Genomic DNA, 17236 nt, shown 5'->3' on the forward strand with positions numbered 1-17236 from the left:
ACTAACCGTTCGTGGGAACGATTAGAAGTTCATGCTGATGCCCGTGAACACGTAGCGACCCAGAACGTCGTACGTACCCGGATAGGCGTTGCCGTTGCAGACGACGCTGGCGCAAGCGTTCGAGGTGACCAGCGGCGGATCCTTGTCCAGCAGGTTGGTCGCACCCAGACGCCAGGTCAGGTTCTTGCCGAGGTCGGCGGTCAGCGTCAGGTCGAAGTAGTCCATCGCCTTCAGCTTGTCGTCAAGCGAGTTCTGATTGCGAAGCGCACGCGAGGCCGACGTGATCAGCGACGACGACGGGTTGGAGAACTCAACCGTGGCCGACGACAGGTGGCGCCACTGCAGCGAAAGGCCGACGCCGTTCGACATGGTGTAGCTCACGCGGGCCTTGTGGCGCCACTTGGGCAGCGGAGTGCCGCAAGTCGGGCCGTAGTAGCCGGCGCAGTTGTACGACTCGGTCAGACCGTTATCGACGATGTAGTTGTTCAGCCAGGTGCCCACGAAGCTAAGCGACACGCGGCCGGCATTGCCGATCTCGGTCGAGTAGTTGCCGTTGAACTCGAAGCCGCGCGTCTTCACGCCGCCGACGTTGTGGTAGATGTCGACCACGTAGCCGCCCGAGGTCAGCCACAGCGAGCCCGAGGGGTCGCGGTTGACCAGGTCGCACGCTTCGGTAGTGCCCGAGCCGCAGGCCGCGAGGATCGCGTCCGCGCCGTACTGCTGGATGGCCTGCTTCACCTTGATGTCGAACCAGTCGACGCTGGCGGTCAGACCCGGAACCCAACGCGGCTGAAGAACGACGCCAAGGGTCTTGGTGGTCGACTTTTCCGGATTGAGGTCGGGGTTGCCACCGATCAGGCCGTTGTACTGGCCGGCCGGGTTAAGCGAGGTACCACCGCTGACGCCCTGTGCGGCGCAGACGGGCGTGAGCACGTCCTGACCGGCGCAAGGATCGGTCGTGCCGTCAAGCGCGACGATCTGCGGAGCGAACAGTTCCTGGATGTTCGGCACGCGGACGGCGCGGTTGTAGCCGGCGCGCAGACGGATGTCCGAGACCGGGGCAAGATCGACACCCAGCTTGTAGGTGTTGGTGTTGAAGGTACGGCCGTTCGAGATGCTGTAGTGCGAGTAGCGATAGCCGCCATTGAACGACAGGCTCTGGATGAAGCTGTCCTGGACGATCGGAATATCGATTTCGCCGAAGAACTCGGTGACCTTGTAGGCGCCGTCGGTGTCGAGCGTCGGAGCGCCCTGACCGGTGAGATCGCCGGTGGTGAAGGCGTTGTCGGTCCGCAGTTCCAGCGAGTCGCGGCGGTATTCCACACCAAGCGCCACGTTGACGCCGTCCGACGACCACGGCGACTTGATGCCGTATTCGCCGAGCATGCCGGTGAAGCTGGCGCTTGCCACCTGCTGCGAGGTCTGGCCCTTCATGAAGCCGGTCGCCGTCAGATAGTCGAGCGAAGCCTGCGAGATGTTGCCGCTGAACACGTCATAGGGCGAGCAGTTCGGGTCCTGGCCGGTAACCGTGACGCGGCAAGCCGGGCCATTCGCCGTCTGGACAACGTCGAGCGCGTTGGCAAGGCGGGCAGCCGAGAACTCGTTCGAGTAGACCTGCGTATAGTTGGTGCGGCCATACTGGTAGTAGGCGTCGTAGGACCAGGCCTTGCCCAGCTCGCCGCGCGAACCGATGACGGTACGGAACGAGGTGTGCTGGAGATCGCTCTGGCGAGCGCCGCCTTCGACGTTACGACGCAGAAGCTGCATGAACGCCTTGTTGTAGGTCGCACCGGTCGTGGGATCGGTGAAGTTGACCGGAGCGGCGCCGGGGTTGGTGTTGTAGTTCGCACCAGCTGCCAGCGGGAAGTTGCCGAGGAAGCCGTTGATCAGGTTGCTCGGCTGGCAGATTTCGGCGCGCTGGGCGGCCGACATCAGCGGGTTGTCGCAGTTGATGGTCAGCGTGTTGCCGAAATCGCCCGACGGCGCGATCTGCGCGACGGTGCGGTCATCCATGAACATGAATTCCATGTAGGGATGGATCGCGGTGTTGATTTCGTAGTCGGCGAAGACGCCGGCCGTGTAACGTTCGTCCGGACGCTGATAATAGTTCAGCGGCGCGAAGTTGTAGATGTTCTGGCCGCCCTGCGTGATCGTGCCGGCGCCAAGAGCACCGATCGTCGACGAGCTGGTGTTGGCCGGATCGTAGTACAGGACGTTGCCCGGTGCAGCCGTTGCCGAACCGCCGCAAGCGAAGGTTCCGGCAGCGTTCGTGCCGATCGAGCACGACGAGTAGTCGCGCTTGCGCTGAAGAACCGGGGTGGCACGGCGATAGCCGACATAGGCAGTGGCGTGGCCACGGCCGTCGTCGAAGCTGGTGCCGAAGGCCGCGGTCAGGTCGTACTGGCCACCGTCGGCATTGCTGCCGCGCGGGTAGGCATAAGCCGGATCGCCCGCCTTGGCATCGAGCAGGTCGCCGATGAAGCCGTTCTTGTTCTTGTGGGTGTAGAGACCGTAGTTGGCGTCGATCTTGAAGCCTTCGAACTCGGTATCCATCACGAAGTTGACGACGCCGGCAACGGCGTCCGCGCCGTACGTCGCCGAAGCACCGCCGGTCAGCACGTCGACGCGCTTCACCAGCGCAGCCGGGATGAAGTTAAGGTCAGCCGCCGAAGTGGTGCTGTTCGGGTCACCGGTCATCAGACGGCGACCGTTGATCAGCACGAGCGTACGCGACGGGCCGAGGCCGCGAAGGTCGACCGTGGCGGTGCCGGTGGCGCCGTTGGCGAGGCCCGAGCTCTGGCCGGCAACAACCTGCGGCAGCGAGTTCAGCAGGTCTTCCGTGCGGGTCGTGCCCTGCAGCTGGATGTCCTGCGACGTCACGGTGGTGATCGGCGCGATCGAAGCCTGGTTCGGTGCGACGATGCGGCTGCCGGTAACGACGATCGCCGGACCGCTGGCGGTGTCGTCGGCCGCGTCCTGCGCCTGGGCGCCGCTGCTGAGCAGGGCGAAGCCGAGCACCAGAGGTGCTGCGCCAGCCTTCAGCGCGGTGAGAGTTTGCTTGTTCACGTGTGTGTGTCCCTTTTTTCTAAGGCACGGTGTGACGCCGCCCCTTGAATTTTCCGACACGCGACCCCCCTGTAAGGATATTTCGCGCGGCGGAAGATAGGCTTTCATTACGCAAAGCAGGACTTGCTCAAAGGGCTTTGACGGTTCCCCGCAACATTCGCGGATCCTTGTGACAAATCCGCAACAAAGGCGAATTAGACGAGCGGGTTTTACAGCGAATCCCGTTCAGCTCAGTCCGCAAATTTCTGTTCCATGTCGTGACATTGCCGCAACATCATTTCACGGACGCGTCCATCGAGAGCGGTAATGCTGCGAAAGCACAGCAGAAGACCCCACATTCTGCGGCTCGATCAGTTCGCTTGCTGCCGCACGGTCTGGCTTGCTACCAAACCGGAGATATCCGGCAGCGAAGGGAACGGGCATTGAACAAGGCATATCTGTCAGCGGCGGCCATGGCGCTGCTGGCTTCCCAGGCGGCGCTGGCCGCCGACAAGAACCCCACCGATCAACCCGAACCCTACCGGCAACTCGTCGCCTGCCGTGAAATCGCCGACGCCGCCGCGCGCCTGGCCTGCTACGACAAACAAGTTGCCGCGCTCGACCAGGCTACCAGCCGGCACGAAATCGTCATCGCCGACAAGAAGGCTGTCGAAACCGCCAAGCGCGGCCTGTTCGGTTTTGCAACGCCGGTCGCGAAACTCATGGGCTTTGGAGGCAATGAAGATGCGGCCGAGGAGTTGAAGGCAGTCTCGACGACCGTCGCCGGCGTAAGAAGGACCGGTGCGGGCTGGCTGATCGATTTCGAGGACGGCAGCACCTGGGAGCAGAACGACACGCGCGACTTCGTGCTTTCCCCCAAGATCGGCAACAAAGCAGAAATAGCACGCGGCGTGCTTGGAACGTTCACCGTCTCGGTGAATGGTCAAAGACCGATCAAAATGCGCCGCGTGAAGTGACGTTTGCTTCACGGCCATGACGATCGGCGCAAAAAAGCCGCGAGCAACTAAATTCGTCATCATGGGTCGCGCACGACATATTTCGTCTCGATATTGCCTAGACATTAGATTTTTGTGACAATCCGATCACAACTACTCTGAGTTATTGACGGAAATCTCCCTGAAAATGCGGAGTTTTGCTGTTGCAGGTTTGTCACAACCGTAGCTGCAATTCGGCCGAGGGCGGCGTTTACGATTGAAAGCGAACGCCCTCGGCGCGAGAAATCCCTCATGGCAATCTTCCGCGTCCACGCACGAAGATTGCTGCATCCGGGTGCACGGCGGGTCTGGTCACGCTTCCAGCTGTGCGCACGAAAGCAACAAGGGACACAACAACGTGCAAAACTCTCTGAAGAAGGCGGCGCTGCGTAGCGCAGCCAGCCTGCCCGTATTCGCTCTGGCCTTCGCCACGAGCGCATACGCGCAAGACCAGGCCGCAGCCGACGCCGACGACTCGGCCAGCGCCCCCGCCATCGTCGTCACCGGTTCGCGCATTTCGACGCCGAATCTGGAATCGGCCAACCCGGTCGCCATCCTGACCGGCGAGCAGGTGTTCAGCAGCGGCAACCTCTCGGTGGGCGACCAGCTGAACGAACTGCCGCAGCTGCGCAGCAACTTCAGCCAGGCGAACTCGACGCGCTTCCTCGGCACCCGCGGCCTCAACCTGCTTGACCTTCGCGGCCTGGGCACCTCGCGCACGCTCGTGCTCGTCAACGGCCGTCGTCACGTCGGCAGCGACGTTCTGGTCAACGCCGTTTCGGTGGACGTCAACACGATCCCGGCCGACCTGATCGAGCGCGTGGACGTGGTGACCGGCGGCGCCTCCGCCGTTTACGGTTCGGACGCTATCGCCGGCGTCGTGAACTTCATCCTCAAGGAAGATTACGACGGCCTCAGCGTTCGTGCCCAGAACGGCATCTCGAACTACAAGGACGGCGGCAAGCAGTTCGTGTCGTTCGTCGCCGGCAAGAACTTCTCCGAAGGCCGCGGTAACATCACCCTCGCCGGTGAATACTCGCACTCGGACGACTTCTACGCTTCCGGCCGCCCCGGCCTGCGCAACAACCACGGTTTCGTGGTTACCGACACCGATCCCGCCGGCACGCCGAACGGTTCGGACGGCGTGTTCGACCGTACGTTCTACAACGACATCCGTTCGGCCACGATCTCGCTGGGCGGCATGGTCGCGGCATACGGCAACCCGAGCGCCGGTCTTTGCGGAAGCGGCACCAATGGTTCGGCCTTCACCTGCAACTATCAGTTCCAGCCCGACGGCACGCTGGTCCCGCAGACCGGCGAACGCATCGGCATCGGCCCGAACGGCAGCTTCCAGGGTGGCAACGGCTCCAGCAACCGCGAAGGCCGGCTCATGGCACTTTCGCCTGACCTGAAGCGGTATACCGTCAACCTGACCGGCCACTACGAGATCACTCCGGCTCTCGTGCCGTTCTTCGAAGCGAAGTACAGCCGCACCGATGCCCGCGGCTCGCAGAGCGGCCCGTTCTTCTCGCAGGGCACCACGCTCGGCGGCGACACGCGCGAACGCGTCCGCCTCGACAACCCCTACCTGAACGCTGACGCCCGCCAGCTGCTGACCAACACCTTCGCGGCCTCTACCGTGAACGCGAACACGGGTGCTGCCTTCACCGACACGGTGGACGATGACGGCAACGTCACCACCAGCGCCGCCCAGAAGCTTGCAGCCCAGCAGGCCGCCATTGCCAACGGCACCTTCGGCTTCAACCTGCGTCGCAACTGGGCCGACTTCGGCAACCGTGACGAAGAAATCCGTCGCGAGACCTTCCGCATCGTCGGCGGTCTGCGCGGTGACTTCAACGACGACTGGAAGTACGAACTTTCCGTCAACTACGGCGAGCACAAGGAACGCAACCTGATCCGCGGCAACGTCAACGTCCAGCGCTACCTGCTGGCACTTGACTCCACCACGGACGCCAACGGCAACATCGTCTGCCGCTCGCAGGTCAACCCCGCTGCCGCTCGCTCGGTGTCCGGCATCGGCGATCCGCTGAACCTGCTGGCCGGCGACGTCGCGGCCTGCGTTCCGCTCAATCCGTTCGGCCAGGGTTCGGTCAGCCAGGCGGCGAAGGATTACATCCTCACCAACAGCCTCGCCACCGGCAAGATGCGCCAGTTCGACGTCATGGGCTATGTCTCGGGCGACACCAGCGAGTTCCTCAACCTTCCGGGCGGCCCTGTGGCCTTCTCGGTCGGCGGTGAATATCGCCGTGAAACGGTTCGCTACGATCTCGACGAAGTGACGCAGGCCGGATACGCGTTCTACAACGCCATCCCGTCGTTCTCGGCACCCGCCTTCGAAGTGAAGGAAGCCTACGGCGAAATCCTGCTGCCGATCCTCAACGACAAGCCTTTCTTCGAAACCCTGAGCCTGCGCGGCAATGCCCGCGTGTCGGACTACAAGGGTTCGGCCGGAACGGTCTGGGCCTATGGTGGTGAAGCCATCTGGAGCCCCGTCCAGGATCTGACCTTCCGAGGCACTTACGCTCGCTCGGTTCGCGCACCGAACTTGGTCGAACTTTACTCAGCTGCCGGTCAGAATTTCGCACCGGGCTTCACTGACCCTTGCTCCGAGCGTAACATCGCGGCGGGTTCAGCCAATCGCGAAGCGAACTGCCGCGCGGCCGGCGTACCGGTCGGATACGACTTCAACTACGCGCAATCGCTGGAAATCATTAGCGGCGGCAACCCCGACCTTCGTTCGGAGACTTCGGATTCGTTCACTGTCGGCGCTCTCATCCAGCCGCGCTGGGTTCCGGGCCTGTCGATTTCAGTCGACTTCTGGGACATGACCGTCGACAACGTGATCGCCTCCGTCGACGCGCAGGACATTGCAAACCTGTGCTACGATTCGACGAGCCTCGACAACTCGTTCTGCCCGCTGTTCCAGCGCGCCGGCGCTAATGGTGGTCCTAACGGCGAACAGGCGAATCAAATCCTCGAAGGTTCGCTGCTGCAAAGCTCGCTGAACTATGCAAAGCTCAAGTGGCGCGGCATCGACACGCAGGTCAACTATGACCACTCATTTGACTTTGGTCGTGTATCACTGACGGCTTACTGGACCCACTATCTGAAGATGGACCAGTTCACCGACCCAAGCGATCCGACTTTCAAGGATCGCCTGATCGACGAACTGAGCTATCCGTCGGACGCAGTGACCATGAACGCATCGTTCCAGACCGGCGCGCTCAAGCTGGGCTACCAGATGCGCTGGATCGGCGGCATGTACCTCAACACTTATGAGGACTACAATTCGCTGAACGGCCTGCCGCCGCAGAACGAAGACTATGCGCCGATCAAGAAGTATCCGGATGTGTTCTACCACGACATCCGCGCCGCTTACGACATCGACGACAACTATTCGTTCTACCTCGGCGTCGACAACGTGTTCAACAAGATGCCTCCGTACGGCCTGACCGGTATCGGCGAGGGCTCGGGCGTCTACCCGAACATGGGTCGCTACTTCTACACCGGCATCACTGCCAAGTTCTGATCTTTTCGTTCATAACCACTCTTCGGGGGCGGCGGGTTATCCTGCCGCCCCTTTTCTTTGGTCGTTCGAGCGTTCAAGAAAGGCGTCATGACTCAAGCCAGTGAACGTGCCCGCAATGCGCTGGACAGCGGGCGGCAGCAGGACGCCGTGGCGATCGCGCAGGAGGCCGGCGCTCGGGGGGACGCCGAGTGTCTCGCCATGCTCGCGCGGTGGCGGCTGATCGGTAGTCCCCTGCCTCGCGACCTCGGCGAAGCGCGCCGTCTGCTGCGTGCGGCCACGTCCGCCGGCAGCGAGGATGCCGCGCTGATGGAGGCCGCTCTCACCGCCAACGGTACCGGCGCCCCTCAGGACTGGGCAGGCGCCACGGCCATCCTGCGGGACACCGCGGAGCGCTACGGCGGCACCGCCGCGCAAGACCTGGACCTGCTCGGGCGGATGGAGATCGACGCGGACGGCTATCCCCTCGCTCTGCCCGAACCCGAACGGCTGGGCCGGGGCTATCAGGTCAGGCGCTGGCGGCAGTTCGTGACACCCGAGGAATGCGCGCATCTCGCCATGTCCGTGCGCGACCTGCTGGCACCCTCGATCGTCGCGGATCCCCGCACCGGCCGCGCCATACCGCATCCGATCCGCACGTCATCTGCTGCCGTGGTCGGTCCGACCCGCGAGTCCCTGCCGCTCCAGGCCATCATGCGGCGGCTGGCCGCGGCCACCGGCACGCGCGTGGAACAGGGCGAACCGCTCAACGTGCTGCACTATGCGCCCGGGCAGGAATACCGCGCTCACATGGATACTCTGCCGCACGTCACCAACCAGCGTAAGGTGACGGCGCTGCTCTATCTCAACACCGGCTATCTCGGGGGCGAAACCTGCTTTCCCGAGCAGAACCTCTCGGTTGCGGGCGGCGGCGGCGACATGGTCGCCTTCGACAATACACTCCCCGACGGTTCGCCGGACCCCCGCAGCCGTCATGCCGGCGCGCCGGTCCGCCAAGGCGCCAAGTGGGCCGCCACGCGCTGGATCCGGGCGCAGCCCTTCGACGTGTGGGACCAGGGCTGAGCGGCGACGCCATGACAAAAAAAGGCCCCGGCAATGCCGAGGCCTTTTTCCGTTCGGGACGGTCGCGATCACTCCACCACGATCGCCAGTGCGCCGTCGCCATCGTCGATCCGCAAATGCGAGCCGTCGGGGACTTCGCCGGCGAGCAGCTTCTCCGCCAGCGGGTCCTGCAAGTAGCGCTGCACCGCGCGCTTCAGCGGCCGCGCGCCGTAGACGGGATCATAGCCTACCCGACCGAGCCAGCGCTTGGCGGCCTCGGTGAGGTCCAGCGTGATCTTGCGGTCCTTGAGCAGCTTCTGCACGCGCGCGACCTGGATATCGACGATCGGGCCCATGTGTTCCTGGCCAAGGCGGTGGAACAGCACGATTTCGTCCAGGCGGTTGAGGAACTCGGGCCGGAAATGCCCGCGCACCACTTCCATCACTTGCGGCTCCACGCTGTCCACATCCTGATCCTCGTCGAGCTGGGTCAGGTACTGGCTGCCGAGGTTGCTGGTCAGGATGATAAGGGTGTTGGTGAAGTCCACCACCCTGCCCTGTCCGTCAGTCAGGCGGCCATCGTCGAGCACTTGCAGCAGCACGTTGAACACGTCCGGATGCGCCTTCTCGACTTCGTCGAACAGCACGACCTGATAGGGCCGGCGCCGCACGGCTTCGGTCAGCACGCCGCCTTCATCGTAACCGACATAGCCCGGAGGCGCGCCGATCAGGCGGGAAACCGCGTGCTTTTCCATGAACTCCGACATGTCGATGCGCACCATCGCGCTGTCGTCGTCGAACAGGAAGCCGGCCAGTGCCTTGGTCAGTTCGGTCTTGCCGACGCCCGTGGGGCCGAGGAACAGGAACGAGCCGAGCGGCCGGTTCGGATCCTGAAGCCCGGCGCGGGCACGCCGCACCGCCTTGGACACCGCGGAAACCGCGTCCTTCTGGCCGATCACGCGCGCGCCGATCATCTCCTCCATCTTGAGGAGCTTCTCGCGCTCGCCTTCCAGCATCTTGTCCACCGGCACGCCCGTCCAGCGGCTGACGACACCGGCGATGTCGTCCTCCGTGACCTCTTCACGCAAAAGAGCGTTGCCCGCCTGGGCCTGCGCTTCGGTCAGCTTGCGCTCCAGCGAGGGGATCGTGCCGTAGGACAGCTCGCCCGCCTTGGCGAGATCGCCAAGCCGCTGGGCCTGATCGAGTTCGCTGCGCGCGGCGTCGAGCTGCTCCTTGATCCTGCCCTCGGCGGCGATCTTGTCGCGTTCGTTCTGCCAGCGGGTGGTCAGTTCGCTCGACTGCTGCTCCAGATTGGCCAATTCCTCGCGCAGAGCGACGAGGCGGTCCCGGGAAGCCTCGTCGGTCTCCTTGGCGAGGGCCATTTCCTCGATTTTGAGCTGGATGATCCGGCGGTCGAGCTTCTCGATCTCCTCGGGCTTGCTTTCCACTTCCATGCGGATGCGGCTGGCGGCCTCGTCCATGAGGTCGATCGCCTTGTCCGGCAGGAAGCGGTTGGTGATGTAGCGGTTGGAAAGCGTCGCCGCGGCCACCAGCGCCGCATCGGTGATGCGCACGCCGTGGTGCAGCTCGTACTTTTCCTTGAGCCCGCGCAGGATCGAGATGGTGTCCTCGACCGTCGGCTCGCCCACGAAGACCGGCTGGAAGCGGCGCTGCAAGGCGGCGTCCTTCTCGACGTACTTCTGGTATTCGTCGAGCGTGGTCGCGCCGATGCAGTGCAGTTCGCCGCGTGCCAGCGCAGGCTTGAGCAGATTGCCCGCGTCCATCGAGCCTTCGGAAGCGCCCGCGCCGATCAGCGTGTGCATCTCGTCGATGAACAGGATGATCTGCCCGTCCGCGCCCTTCACTTCGTCGAGCACGGCCTTCAACCGCTCCTCGAACTCGCCCCGATACTTGGCGCCCGCGATCAGCGAGCCCATGTCGAGCGCCATGAGGCTGCGGTCCTTGAGACTGTCGGGCACGTCGCCATTGGCGATGCGCAGCGCCAGGCCCTCGGCGATGGCGGTCTTGCCGACGCCGGGATCGCCGATGAGGACGGGGTTGTTCTTGGTGCGACGGGCGAGGATCTGCACGGTGCGGCGGATTTCCTCGTCGCGGCCGATCACCGGATCGAGCTTGCCGTCCCGCGCGGCCTGGGTGAGGTCGCGCGCGTATTTCTTCATCGCGTCGTAAGCGTTCTCGGCCGAGGCGCTGTCGGCATTGCGGCCGCCGCGCAGCTCGGAAATCGCCGCCTCCAGTGCCTGGGGCGTGAGGTTGGCGGCCTTGAGCGCCTGCCCGGCCGAAGTGGTGGTGGCAAGCGCCAGCGCCAGCAACATGCGCTCCACGGTGACGAAGCTGTCGCCGGACTTGGCGGCGAGCTGCTCAGCCTGATCGAGCACGCGCACCGCGTCATTGTCCAGGCCAGGCGCGCCTTGCGCGCCGCTGCCCGAGACGGTGGGAATCTTGCCCAGCGCCTTGTCAACTTCCTGCACGGCGAAGGCCGGGTTGCCGCCCGCGCGCTGGATGAGACCGGACGCCATGCCCTCGCTATCCTCGAGAAGGGCCTTGAGGACATGGTCGGGGCTGATGCGCTGGTGGTTCATGCGGATCGCAACGGTCTGCGCCGCCTGAAGGAACCCCTTGGCCCGGTCAGTGAATTTTTCGAGATTCATGGTATGAATTGCCTCCTGATCTCGACCATATAGTGTTGCATATTTACAACACAAGGCATGCCGTGACATTTTTCGCGCCGCGGTCATTTCCGGCCGCAGATGGGAAGAAAGCGTGGATTCTCAAGAGCCGGAACCGGCTGGCTACAAGATGGGAACCACAGCGCCGAATGCCACCCCAAAATCACCTGAGATCGGGCAGGATTTTCCGCGGGTTTTCGGTCAGGCCGCTTCCAAACGTCGCCCGGGCGTTGAACGCGGCGATCGGGCCGCATTCGCTTGGCGCCGCACGCCGCCTTGCCTAGCCTTCGCCAACCAGACCGGAAAAACAACGGGAAGAGGCATCAGACGTGGCGAAATTCACTCCCCAGCAGGCAGCGGACGTGCTTGCGATCAAGCAGGTCGTCTACGAATGGGGCGACGAACTGGACATTCACAACGGCCTCGAAATGCGCAAGACCGACGTGCTGGCCGAAGACGTCTCCTACAACGTCGGCGGCGCCTGGCGTGAAGGGCTGGCAGAAGTGGAAGCCTTCTACAAGGGCCGGGCCGAGGCCATGCGCGCGGGCGCGGGCCTGATGACCATGCGCCACATCATCACCTCGCTGCGCGTCTCGTTCGACGGCGCCGACCAGGCGAAAGTCGGCTACCTCCTGGTCTTCTTCGCCGCGCTGGGCGACGGCCCCTTCGACAAGTATTGCGATCCGCTGGCCGTTGCCGACGTGACGATGGAATGCCGCCGCGATCCGGACGGCGAATGGCGGATCACCCGCTTCGATTCGGGGCAGATCTTCAAGCGGGGCTGAGGGATCAGGGATCCGTCGTCCCGGACTGGATCCAGGGCGACGGCGTTCCGCCGATCCCGGCGCCGCACCATTGCCGCTGGCCCTTGCCGAACAACGTGCTAGACCTTCGGCCATGCGACTTGCTCCTCGTTCCAGCGCCATCGCGCTCGCCGCCGCTCTGCTCCTCTCCGCCTGCGCCAGCGCCCCGACAGCGGACCTCGCCGCGGCGCCTGCCGCGCCTGCCGACAAGGCGGGTCCGGCCCCCGCCTCCCCGGCCGAACTCGTGGCCAAAGTGGACATTCCCTACGAGAAGTTCGTGCTGGCCAACGGCCTCACCACGATCGTCCATACCGACCGCAAGGCCCCGATCGTCGGCGTGACGGCCTATTACAAGGTCGGCTCCAAGAACGAACCGCGCGGCAAGACCGGCTTCGCGCACCTGTACGAGCACTTGTTCTTCGGCGGCTCGGCCAACGTGCCGGACTTCGATATCCCGCTGGAAGCGGCAGGCTCCACCCCCACGAACGGCTCGACCTGGTACGATCGCACCAACTACGTGGAAACCGTGCCCACCGGCGCGCTCGACGTGGCCCTGTTCATGGAGAGCGACCGCATGGGCCACCTGCTGCCCGCGGTGACCCAGGACAAGCTCGACAAGCAGCGGGGCGTCGTCCAGAACGAGAAGCGCCAGGGCGACAACCAGCCTTACGGCCTGTTCGAATATGCGCAGAGCGAAGGCCTGCTGCCCGTCGGCCACCCCTATCGCCACTCGACGATCGGCTCGATGGCCGATCTCGACGCCGCCACCCTCACCGATGTGCGCAAGTGGTTCACCGATCACTATGGCCCGAACAACGTGGTGCTCGTGCTCTCGGGCGACATCGACGCCGCCACCGCGCGGCCCAAAGTGGAGAAGTGGTTCGGCGACATCCCGCGCGGCCCGGACATCAAGCCGGTAACCGCGGAACCGCTGACGCTGGGCGCACCGGTGAAGCGCGAGATCGTCGATCAGGTGCCGGTCCTGCGCCTCACCCGCAACTGGACCGCGCCCGGCCTCAACGACCGCGAGACGCTCGCCCTGCAAATGGGCATGCACATCCTCGGCGGCCTCGCCAGTTCGCGGCTCGACAACGAACTGGTGCGCGGACAGCAGCTGGCCGTGGCGGTCACCGCCTATTCGCAGGTCTTCCAGCAGCTCAGCTTCCTGACCATGGCGATGGACGTGAAGCCCGGCGTGGACCGCGCCAAGGCCGATGCCGCTTTCGACAAGGTGCTGGCGGACTACTTGCGCGACGGGCCGACGGAAGACGAAGTGCGCCGCGCCGTCGTCAGCACCCTCTCCGGCGAGATCGGCGGGCTGGAGCGCGTCGGCGGCTTCAGCGGCAAGGGCGCGACCCTGGCCGAGGGCCAAGTCTATTCTGACGATCCGGCAAAATACAAGGAAGACCTTGCCCGCATGGCCGCGCTGACGCCGGCGGAGATCAAGGCGGCCATGAACAAGTGGCTCTCGCGCCCGGTCTATGCGCTCGATGTCCTGCCCGGCCAGCGCAAGGAAAGCGGCGATGCCATGGGCGGCTGGGGCGACGAGGCGGAAAACCCCGCGCCCGGCTCCAACCCGAAGGGCGCCGCCCCCAAGGGGAAAACCCCCACCCTCGCCGCCGGTCCCAAACGCGATATGCCGCCCCTCGGCCAGATCGGCGCCCTGACTTTCCCCGCCATCGAGCGCACCACCTTGTCGAACGGCATTCCGGTCGCGCTCGCGCGCCGCACGGCCGTGCCAAAGCTGGTCCTCACGCTCGACTTCGACGCCGGCTATGCCGCCGATGCGCTCGACACGCCGGGCACACAGGGGCTGATGCTGGCCATGCTCGACCAGGGCACCAGCAAGCTCGACGCCACCCAGATCGCCGAAGCGCAGGAGCGACTGGGCGCCAGCATCTCGATCGACGGGTCGCTCGATACCAGCAGCGTGACGCTCTCGGCGCTGTCCGCCAATCTGGCGCCTTCGCTTGATCTCACCGCGCAGATCGTCCGCGACGCCGCCTTCGCCCCCTCCGAGGTCGCCCGTGTCAAGGCGCAGTCGGAAGCGGAGCTGGCACAGGCGCTCTCCACGCCGAACGCTCTCGCCGCGCGTTCGCTGGGGGCGGAACTCTTCGGCACGCATCCTTATGCCCAGCCGGGTGACGGCCTGGGCGATGCCGCCTCACTGGCCGCGTTGACCCCGGCGCAGCTCAAGGCCGCGCGCGACAAGTGGCTTCGCCCCGATATCGCCACCATCACCGTCGTCGGCGATGTGACCATGGCCGAACTGAAGCCGATGCTCGAACGCGCCTTCGGGCAATGGCAGGCCCCGGCCACGCCCAAGCCCGTCAAGCCGCTCGGCGCCGCCGTGCCGGCGGCAGGCGGCAACCGCATCGTCCTGATCGACCGTCCGGGCTCCCCGCAATCGGTGATCATGGCGGGCCGCGTGCTGCCGATGACCGGCCGCACGCCCGATACCGAAGCACTGCAGCTCGCCAACGACGTGATGGGCGGCGGCTTCCTCTCGCGCCTCAACAAGGACCTGCGCGAGGAAAAGGGCTGGAGTTACGGCGTGCGCAGCGGCGTTGCACAGCCTGTCGGACCGCGCTCGGTACAAGTCTCGGCCCCGGTCCAATCGGACAAGACGGGAGAGGCGATCAAGGCGATCATCGCCGACATGGACGCGTTCCCGGGCAGCAAGCCGGTGACCGCCGAGGAACTGCAGCGCGTCACCGAAGGCGCGATCCGTCAGCTTCCCAACCAGTTCGAAACCGGGGCGGCAGTGCAGGCCGCGATCCGCAAGAATGACCGCCTCGGCCGACCCGAAGACTACTACGTCGGGCTCGCCGCGCGCTATCGCACGATCGATGCCAAGGCGATCGGTGCCGCCGCCACCCAGTACCTCCAGCCCAAGGGCCTGACCTTCGTGGTGGTGGGCGACCGCAAGCTGGTGGAACCGCAACTCAAGGGCCTGGGCCTGCCCGTGGAAGTGCGCGCCGCCCCGGCCGCGCCTCAAGGCCAGGAATAAAGGAGAGAAATGGAATGTCGCTGCTCGGCGGAACTTACGAATGCTCGACCAAGACCCCGATGGGCCACCAGAAGGGCACGCTGACCATCGTGCCCGAAGGTGACACTTTCACCGGCCAGATCACGGGCGATCTCGGCACGATGGAGCTGCGCGGCGGCACCATCAGCGGCAACCAGCTGAGCTGGAAGATGAAGATGACTTCGCCCATGCCGATCGACCTCGACTGCAAGGCCACGGTCGACGGAACCGCGCTGACCGGCACGATCAAGGCCGGGTTCTTCGGCACCATGCCGCTGGAGGGCACGAAAACGAGCTGATCCGGGAGTGCGGCGGCGGGATGAGACCTGCCGCCCGCGCCGGCGTGACGCCGGGTTTTCCGGAATGGCCGGCCCCGGCGAACCGGGTCACTGCCGAGCGGACCTCACGCCGCACAACGAAAAAGCCCCGGAAAAGCGCTCTGCTTTTCCGGGGCTTTTTCTATTCGTTCAGGCGCAAGATCAGCCCAGCTTGGCCTTGAGGATCTCGTTCACCACCTGCGGGTTGCCCTTGCCGGCCATGGCCTTCATCGTCTGGCCGACGAAGAAGCCGAACAGCGCGACCTTGCCTTCGCGGTACTGCGCGACCTTGTCGGCATTGGCGGCGAGGATCTCGTCCACCTTGGCCTCGATGGCGCCGGTGTCCGATTCCTGCTTCAGGCCCTCGCGCTCGACGATGACACCGGCATTGTCGCCGGTCTCGAACATCGTTTCCAGCACCTGCTTGGCGATCGAGCCCGAGATCGTGCCCTTGCCGACAAGCGCCAGCAGTTCCGCCGCCTGCTCGTGGTTGATCGGCGAGTCTTCAAGGCTCTTGCCCTGCTTGTTGAGCGCGCCGAAGAACTCGGAGATCAGCCAGTTGGCCGCCTGCTTGGCCACTTCGGCGGGCGCTTTGCCCTGCGCCGAAGCGGTTTCGGCCAGCAGCGCCTCGAACCACGCGAAGGTATCGACGTCGGCGGTCAGCACGGCGGCGTTGTAGGCGGAAAGCCCCAGTTCGCCTTCATAGCGGGCGCGCTTGGCGTCTGGCAGTTCCGGCAGGCTGGCACGGCATGCTTCCAGGAAGGCATCGTCCAGTTCCAGCGGCAGCAGGTCCGGATCGGGGAAGTAGCGATAGTCGTGCGCGTCTTCCTTCGAGCGCATCGAACGCGTCGAGCCGGTGGTGGGGTCGAACAGGCGGGTTTCCTGCACGATCTTGCCGCCCGCTTCCAGCACGTCGACCTGACGGCTGGCCTCGTGCTCGATCGCCTGCATGACGAAGCGCACGGAGTTGACGTTCTTGGTCTCGGTACGGGTGCCGAGTTCGTCACCGGGCTTGCGCACCGAAACGTTGACGTCGGCGCGCATCGAGCCCTGGTCCATGTTGCCGTCGCACGAGCCGACATAGCGCAGGATCGTGCGCAGCTTCGACAGGTAGGCGCCGGCTTCGGCGGGGGAGGCCATGTCCGGACGGCTGACGATTTCCATCAGCGCGACGCCGGAACGGTTGAGGTCGACATAGGACATCGTCGGATGCTGGTCATGCATCAGCTTGCCCGCGTCCTGTTCGACGTGGATGCGCTCGATGCCGATGACCTTGTCGGCCGGGATCCCTGCCTTCTCGTCCGCGTCGATGGTCAGCGAGCCCTCACCCACGATCGGGTGGTAGAGCTGGCTGATCTGGTAGCCCTGCGGAAGGTCGGCGTAGAAGTAGTTCTTGCGGTCAAAGCGCGACCACTTGTTGATCTGCGCCTCGATCGCCATGCCGGTGCGCACGGCCTGACGGATGCATTCCCCGTTCAGCACCGGCAACATGCCCGGCATCGCCGCGTCGATCAGCGAGACCTGGCTGTTCGGCTCCGCACCGAATGCCGTCGCCGAGCCGGAGAACAGCTTGGAGTTCGAGGTGACCTGCGCGTGGACTTCGAGGCCGATCACGACCTCCCAGTCACCGGTGGCGCCCTGGATGCGATAGGTTGATTCAGTCATCGTGTTTCGGTCCACTCCTGGGGCGACGCAGCAGCAGGTGCCGCTGCCCCTCCCCGTCATTCCTTTCCCGCTCCGGCGTCTTGCGCCGACGAGCGGGTCGGTCGTCCC

The 17236-nt window shown here is 64.8% G+C and carries 9 protein-coding genes; 6 read left to right on the forward strand and 3 right to left on the reverse strand.

Features of this window, described 5'->3' with window-relative positions; all coding sequences use genetic code 11:
- Window positions 1–21: 21 nt before the first annotated feature.
- Entirely contained in the window at window positions 22–3066 is a 3045-nt protein-coding gene (locus tag AC1VV3_RS04570) for a TonB-dependent receptor domain-containing protein (RefSeq protein WP_431566936.1), read from the reverse strand.
- A 422-nt stretch (window positions 3067–3488) separates the two neighbouring features.
- Between AC1VV3_RS04570 and AC1VV3_RS04575 the strand changes: the two genes are divergently transcribed.
- From AC1VV3_RS04575 to AC1VV3_RS04585, 3 genes are all read left to right on the forward strand, one after another.
- The gene (locus AC1VV3_RS04575) at window positions 3489–4022 is read left to right on the forward strand and encodes a hypothetical protein (protein WP_482961970.1); all 534 of its coding nucleotides are present in this window, start codon (window positions 3489–3491) and stop codon (window positions 4020–4022) included.
- Window positions 4023–4398: 376 nt separating this feature from the next.
- Window positions 4399–7590: a TonB-dependent receptor domain-containing protein gene (locus tag AC1VV3_RS04580; protein WP_431566938.1), complete on the forward strand. Its 3192-nt coding sequence runs from the start codon at window positions 4399–4401 to the stop codon at window positions 7588–7590.
- 87 nt (window positions 7591–7677) lie between these two features.
- The gene (locus AC1VV3_RS04585) at window positions 7678–8649 is read left to right on the forward strand and encodes a 2OG-Fe(II) oxygenase (RefSeq protein ID WP_431566939.1); all 972 of its coding nucleotides are present in this window, start codon (window positions 7678–7680) and stop codon (window positions 8647–8649) included.
- A gap of 68 nt (window positions 8650–8717) precedes the next feature.
- On the opposite strand, the gene clpB is transcribed toward AC1VV3_RS04585, so the two are convergent.
- Window positions 8718–11297, reverse strand: coding sequence for an ATP-dependent chaperone ClpB (gene clpB, locus AC1VV3_RS04590; protein WP_431566940.1), 2580 nt, complete (start codon window positions 11295–11297; stop codon window positions 8718–8720).
- A 347-nt stretch (window positions 11298–11644) separates the two neighbouring features.
- On the opposite strand from clpB, the gene AC1VV3_RS04595 reads away from it, so the two are divergent.
- The 3 genes from AC1VV3_RS04595 to AC1VV3_RS04605 all read left to right on the forward strand — a co-directional run bounded on the left by AC1VV3_RS04595 (window position 11645) and on the right by AC1VV3_RS04605 (window position 15445).
- Window positions 11645–12100 carry a nuclear transport factor 2 family protein gene (locus tag AC1VV3_RS04595; protein ID WP_134093155.1) on the forward strand — a complete coding sequence of 152 codons (456 nt, stop codon included), beginning with the start codon at window positions 11645–11647 and terminating at the stop codon, window positions 12098–12100.
- 112 nt (window positions 12101–12212) lie between these two features.
- Complete coding sequence (locus AC1VV3_RS04600; protein WP_482961971.1) at window positions 12213–15128, forward strand: M16 family metallopeptidase; 2916 nt, start codon at window positions 12213–12215, stop codon at window positions 15126–15128.
- A 14-nt stretch (window positions 15129–15142) separates the two neighbouring features.
- A complete protein-coding gene (locus AC1VV3_RS04605) occupies window positions 15143–15445 on the forward strand; it encodes a hypothetical protein (protein ID WP_132263421.1) in 303 nt (100 codons plus the stop codon).
- A 180-nt stretch (window positions 15446–15625) separates the two neighbouring features.
- Here the strand turns inward: AC1VV3_RS04605 and gatB are convergent, their stop codons facing one another.
- Window positions 15626–17128 (reverse strand): Asp-tRNA(Asn)/Glu-tRNA(Gln) amidotransferase subunit GatB, encoded by a 1503-nt coding sequence (gatB, locus tag AC1VV3_RS04610; protein ID WP_431566942.1) that lies wholly within the window; start codon window positions 17126–17128, stop codon window positions 15626–15628.
- Window positions 17129–17236: the final 108 nt, after the last annotated feature.

The sequence above is a fragment of the Novosphingobium sp. BL-S-34 genome, assembly GCF_056857015.1.

What these genes read in the sequence shown, in the direction of transcription:
- gatB (WP_431566942.1), bottom strand. Translation starts at nt 17,128, where the DNA reads ATGACTGAATCAACCTATCGCATCCAGGGCGCCACCGGTGACTGGGAG.
- AC1VV3_RS04585 (WP_431566939.1), top strand. Translation starts at nt 7,678, where the DNA reads ATGACTCAAGCCAGTGAACGTGCCCGCAATGCGCTGGACAGCGGGCGG.
- AC1VV3_RS04605 (WP_132263421.1), top strand. Translation starts at nt 15,143, where the DNA reads ATGTCGCTGCTCGGCGGAACTTACGAATGCTCGACCAAGACCCCGATG.
- AC1VV3_RS04600 (WP_482961971.1), top strand. Translation starts at nt 12,213, where the DNA reads ATGCGACTTGCTCCTCGTTCCAGCGCCATCGCGCTCGCCGCCGCTCTG.
- clpB (WP_431566940.1), bottom strand. Translation starts at nt 11,297, where the DNA reads ATGAATCTCGAAAAATTCACTGACCGGGCCAAGGGGTTCCTTCAGGCG.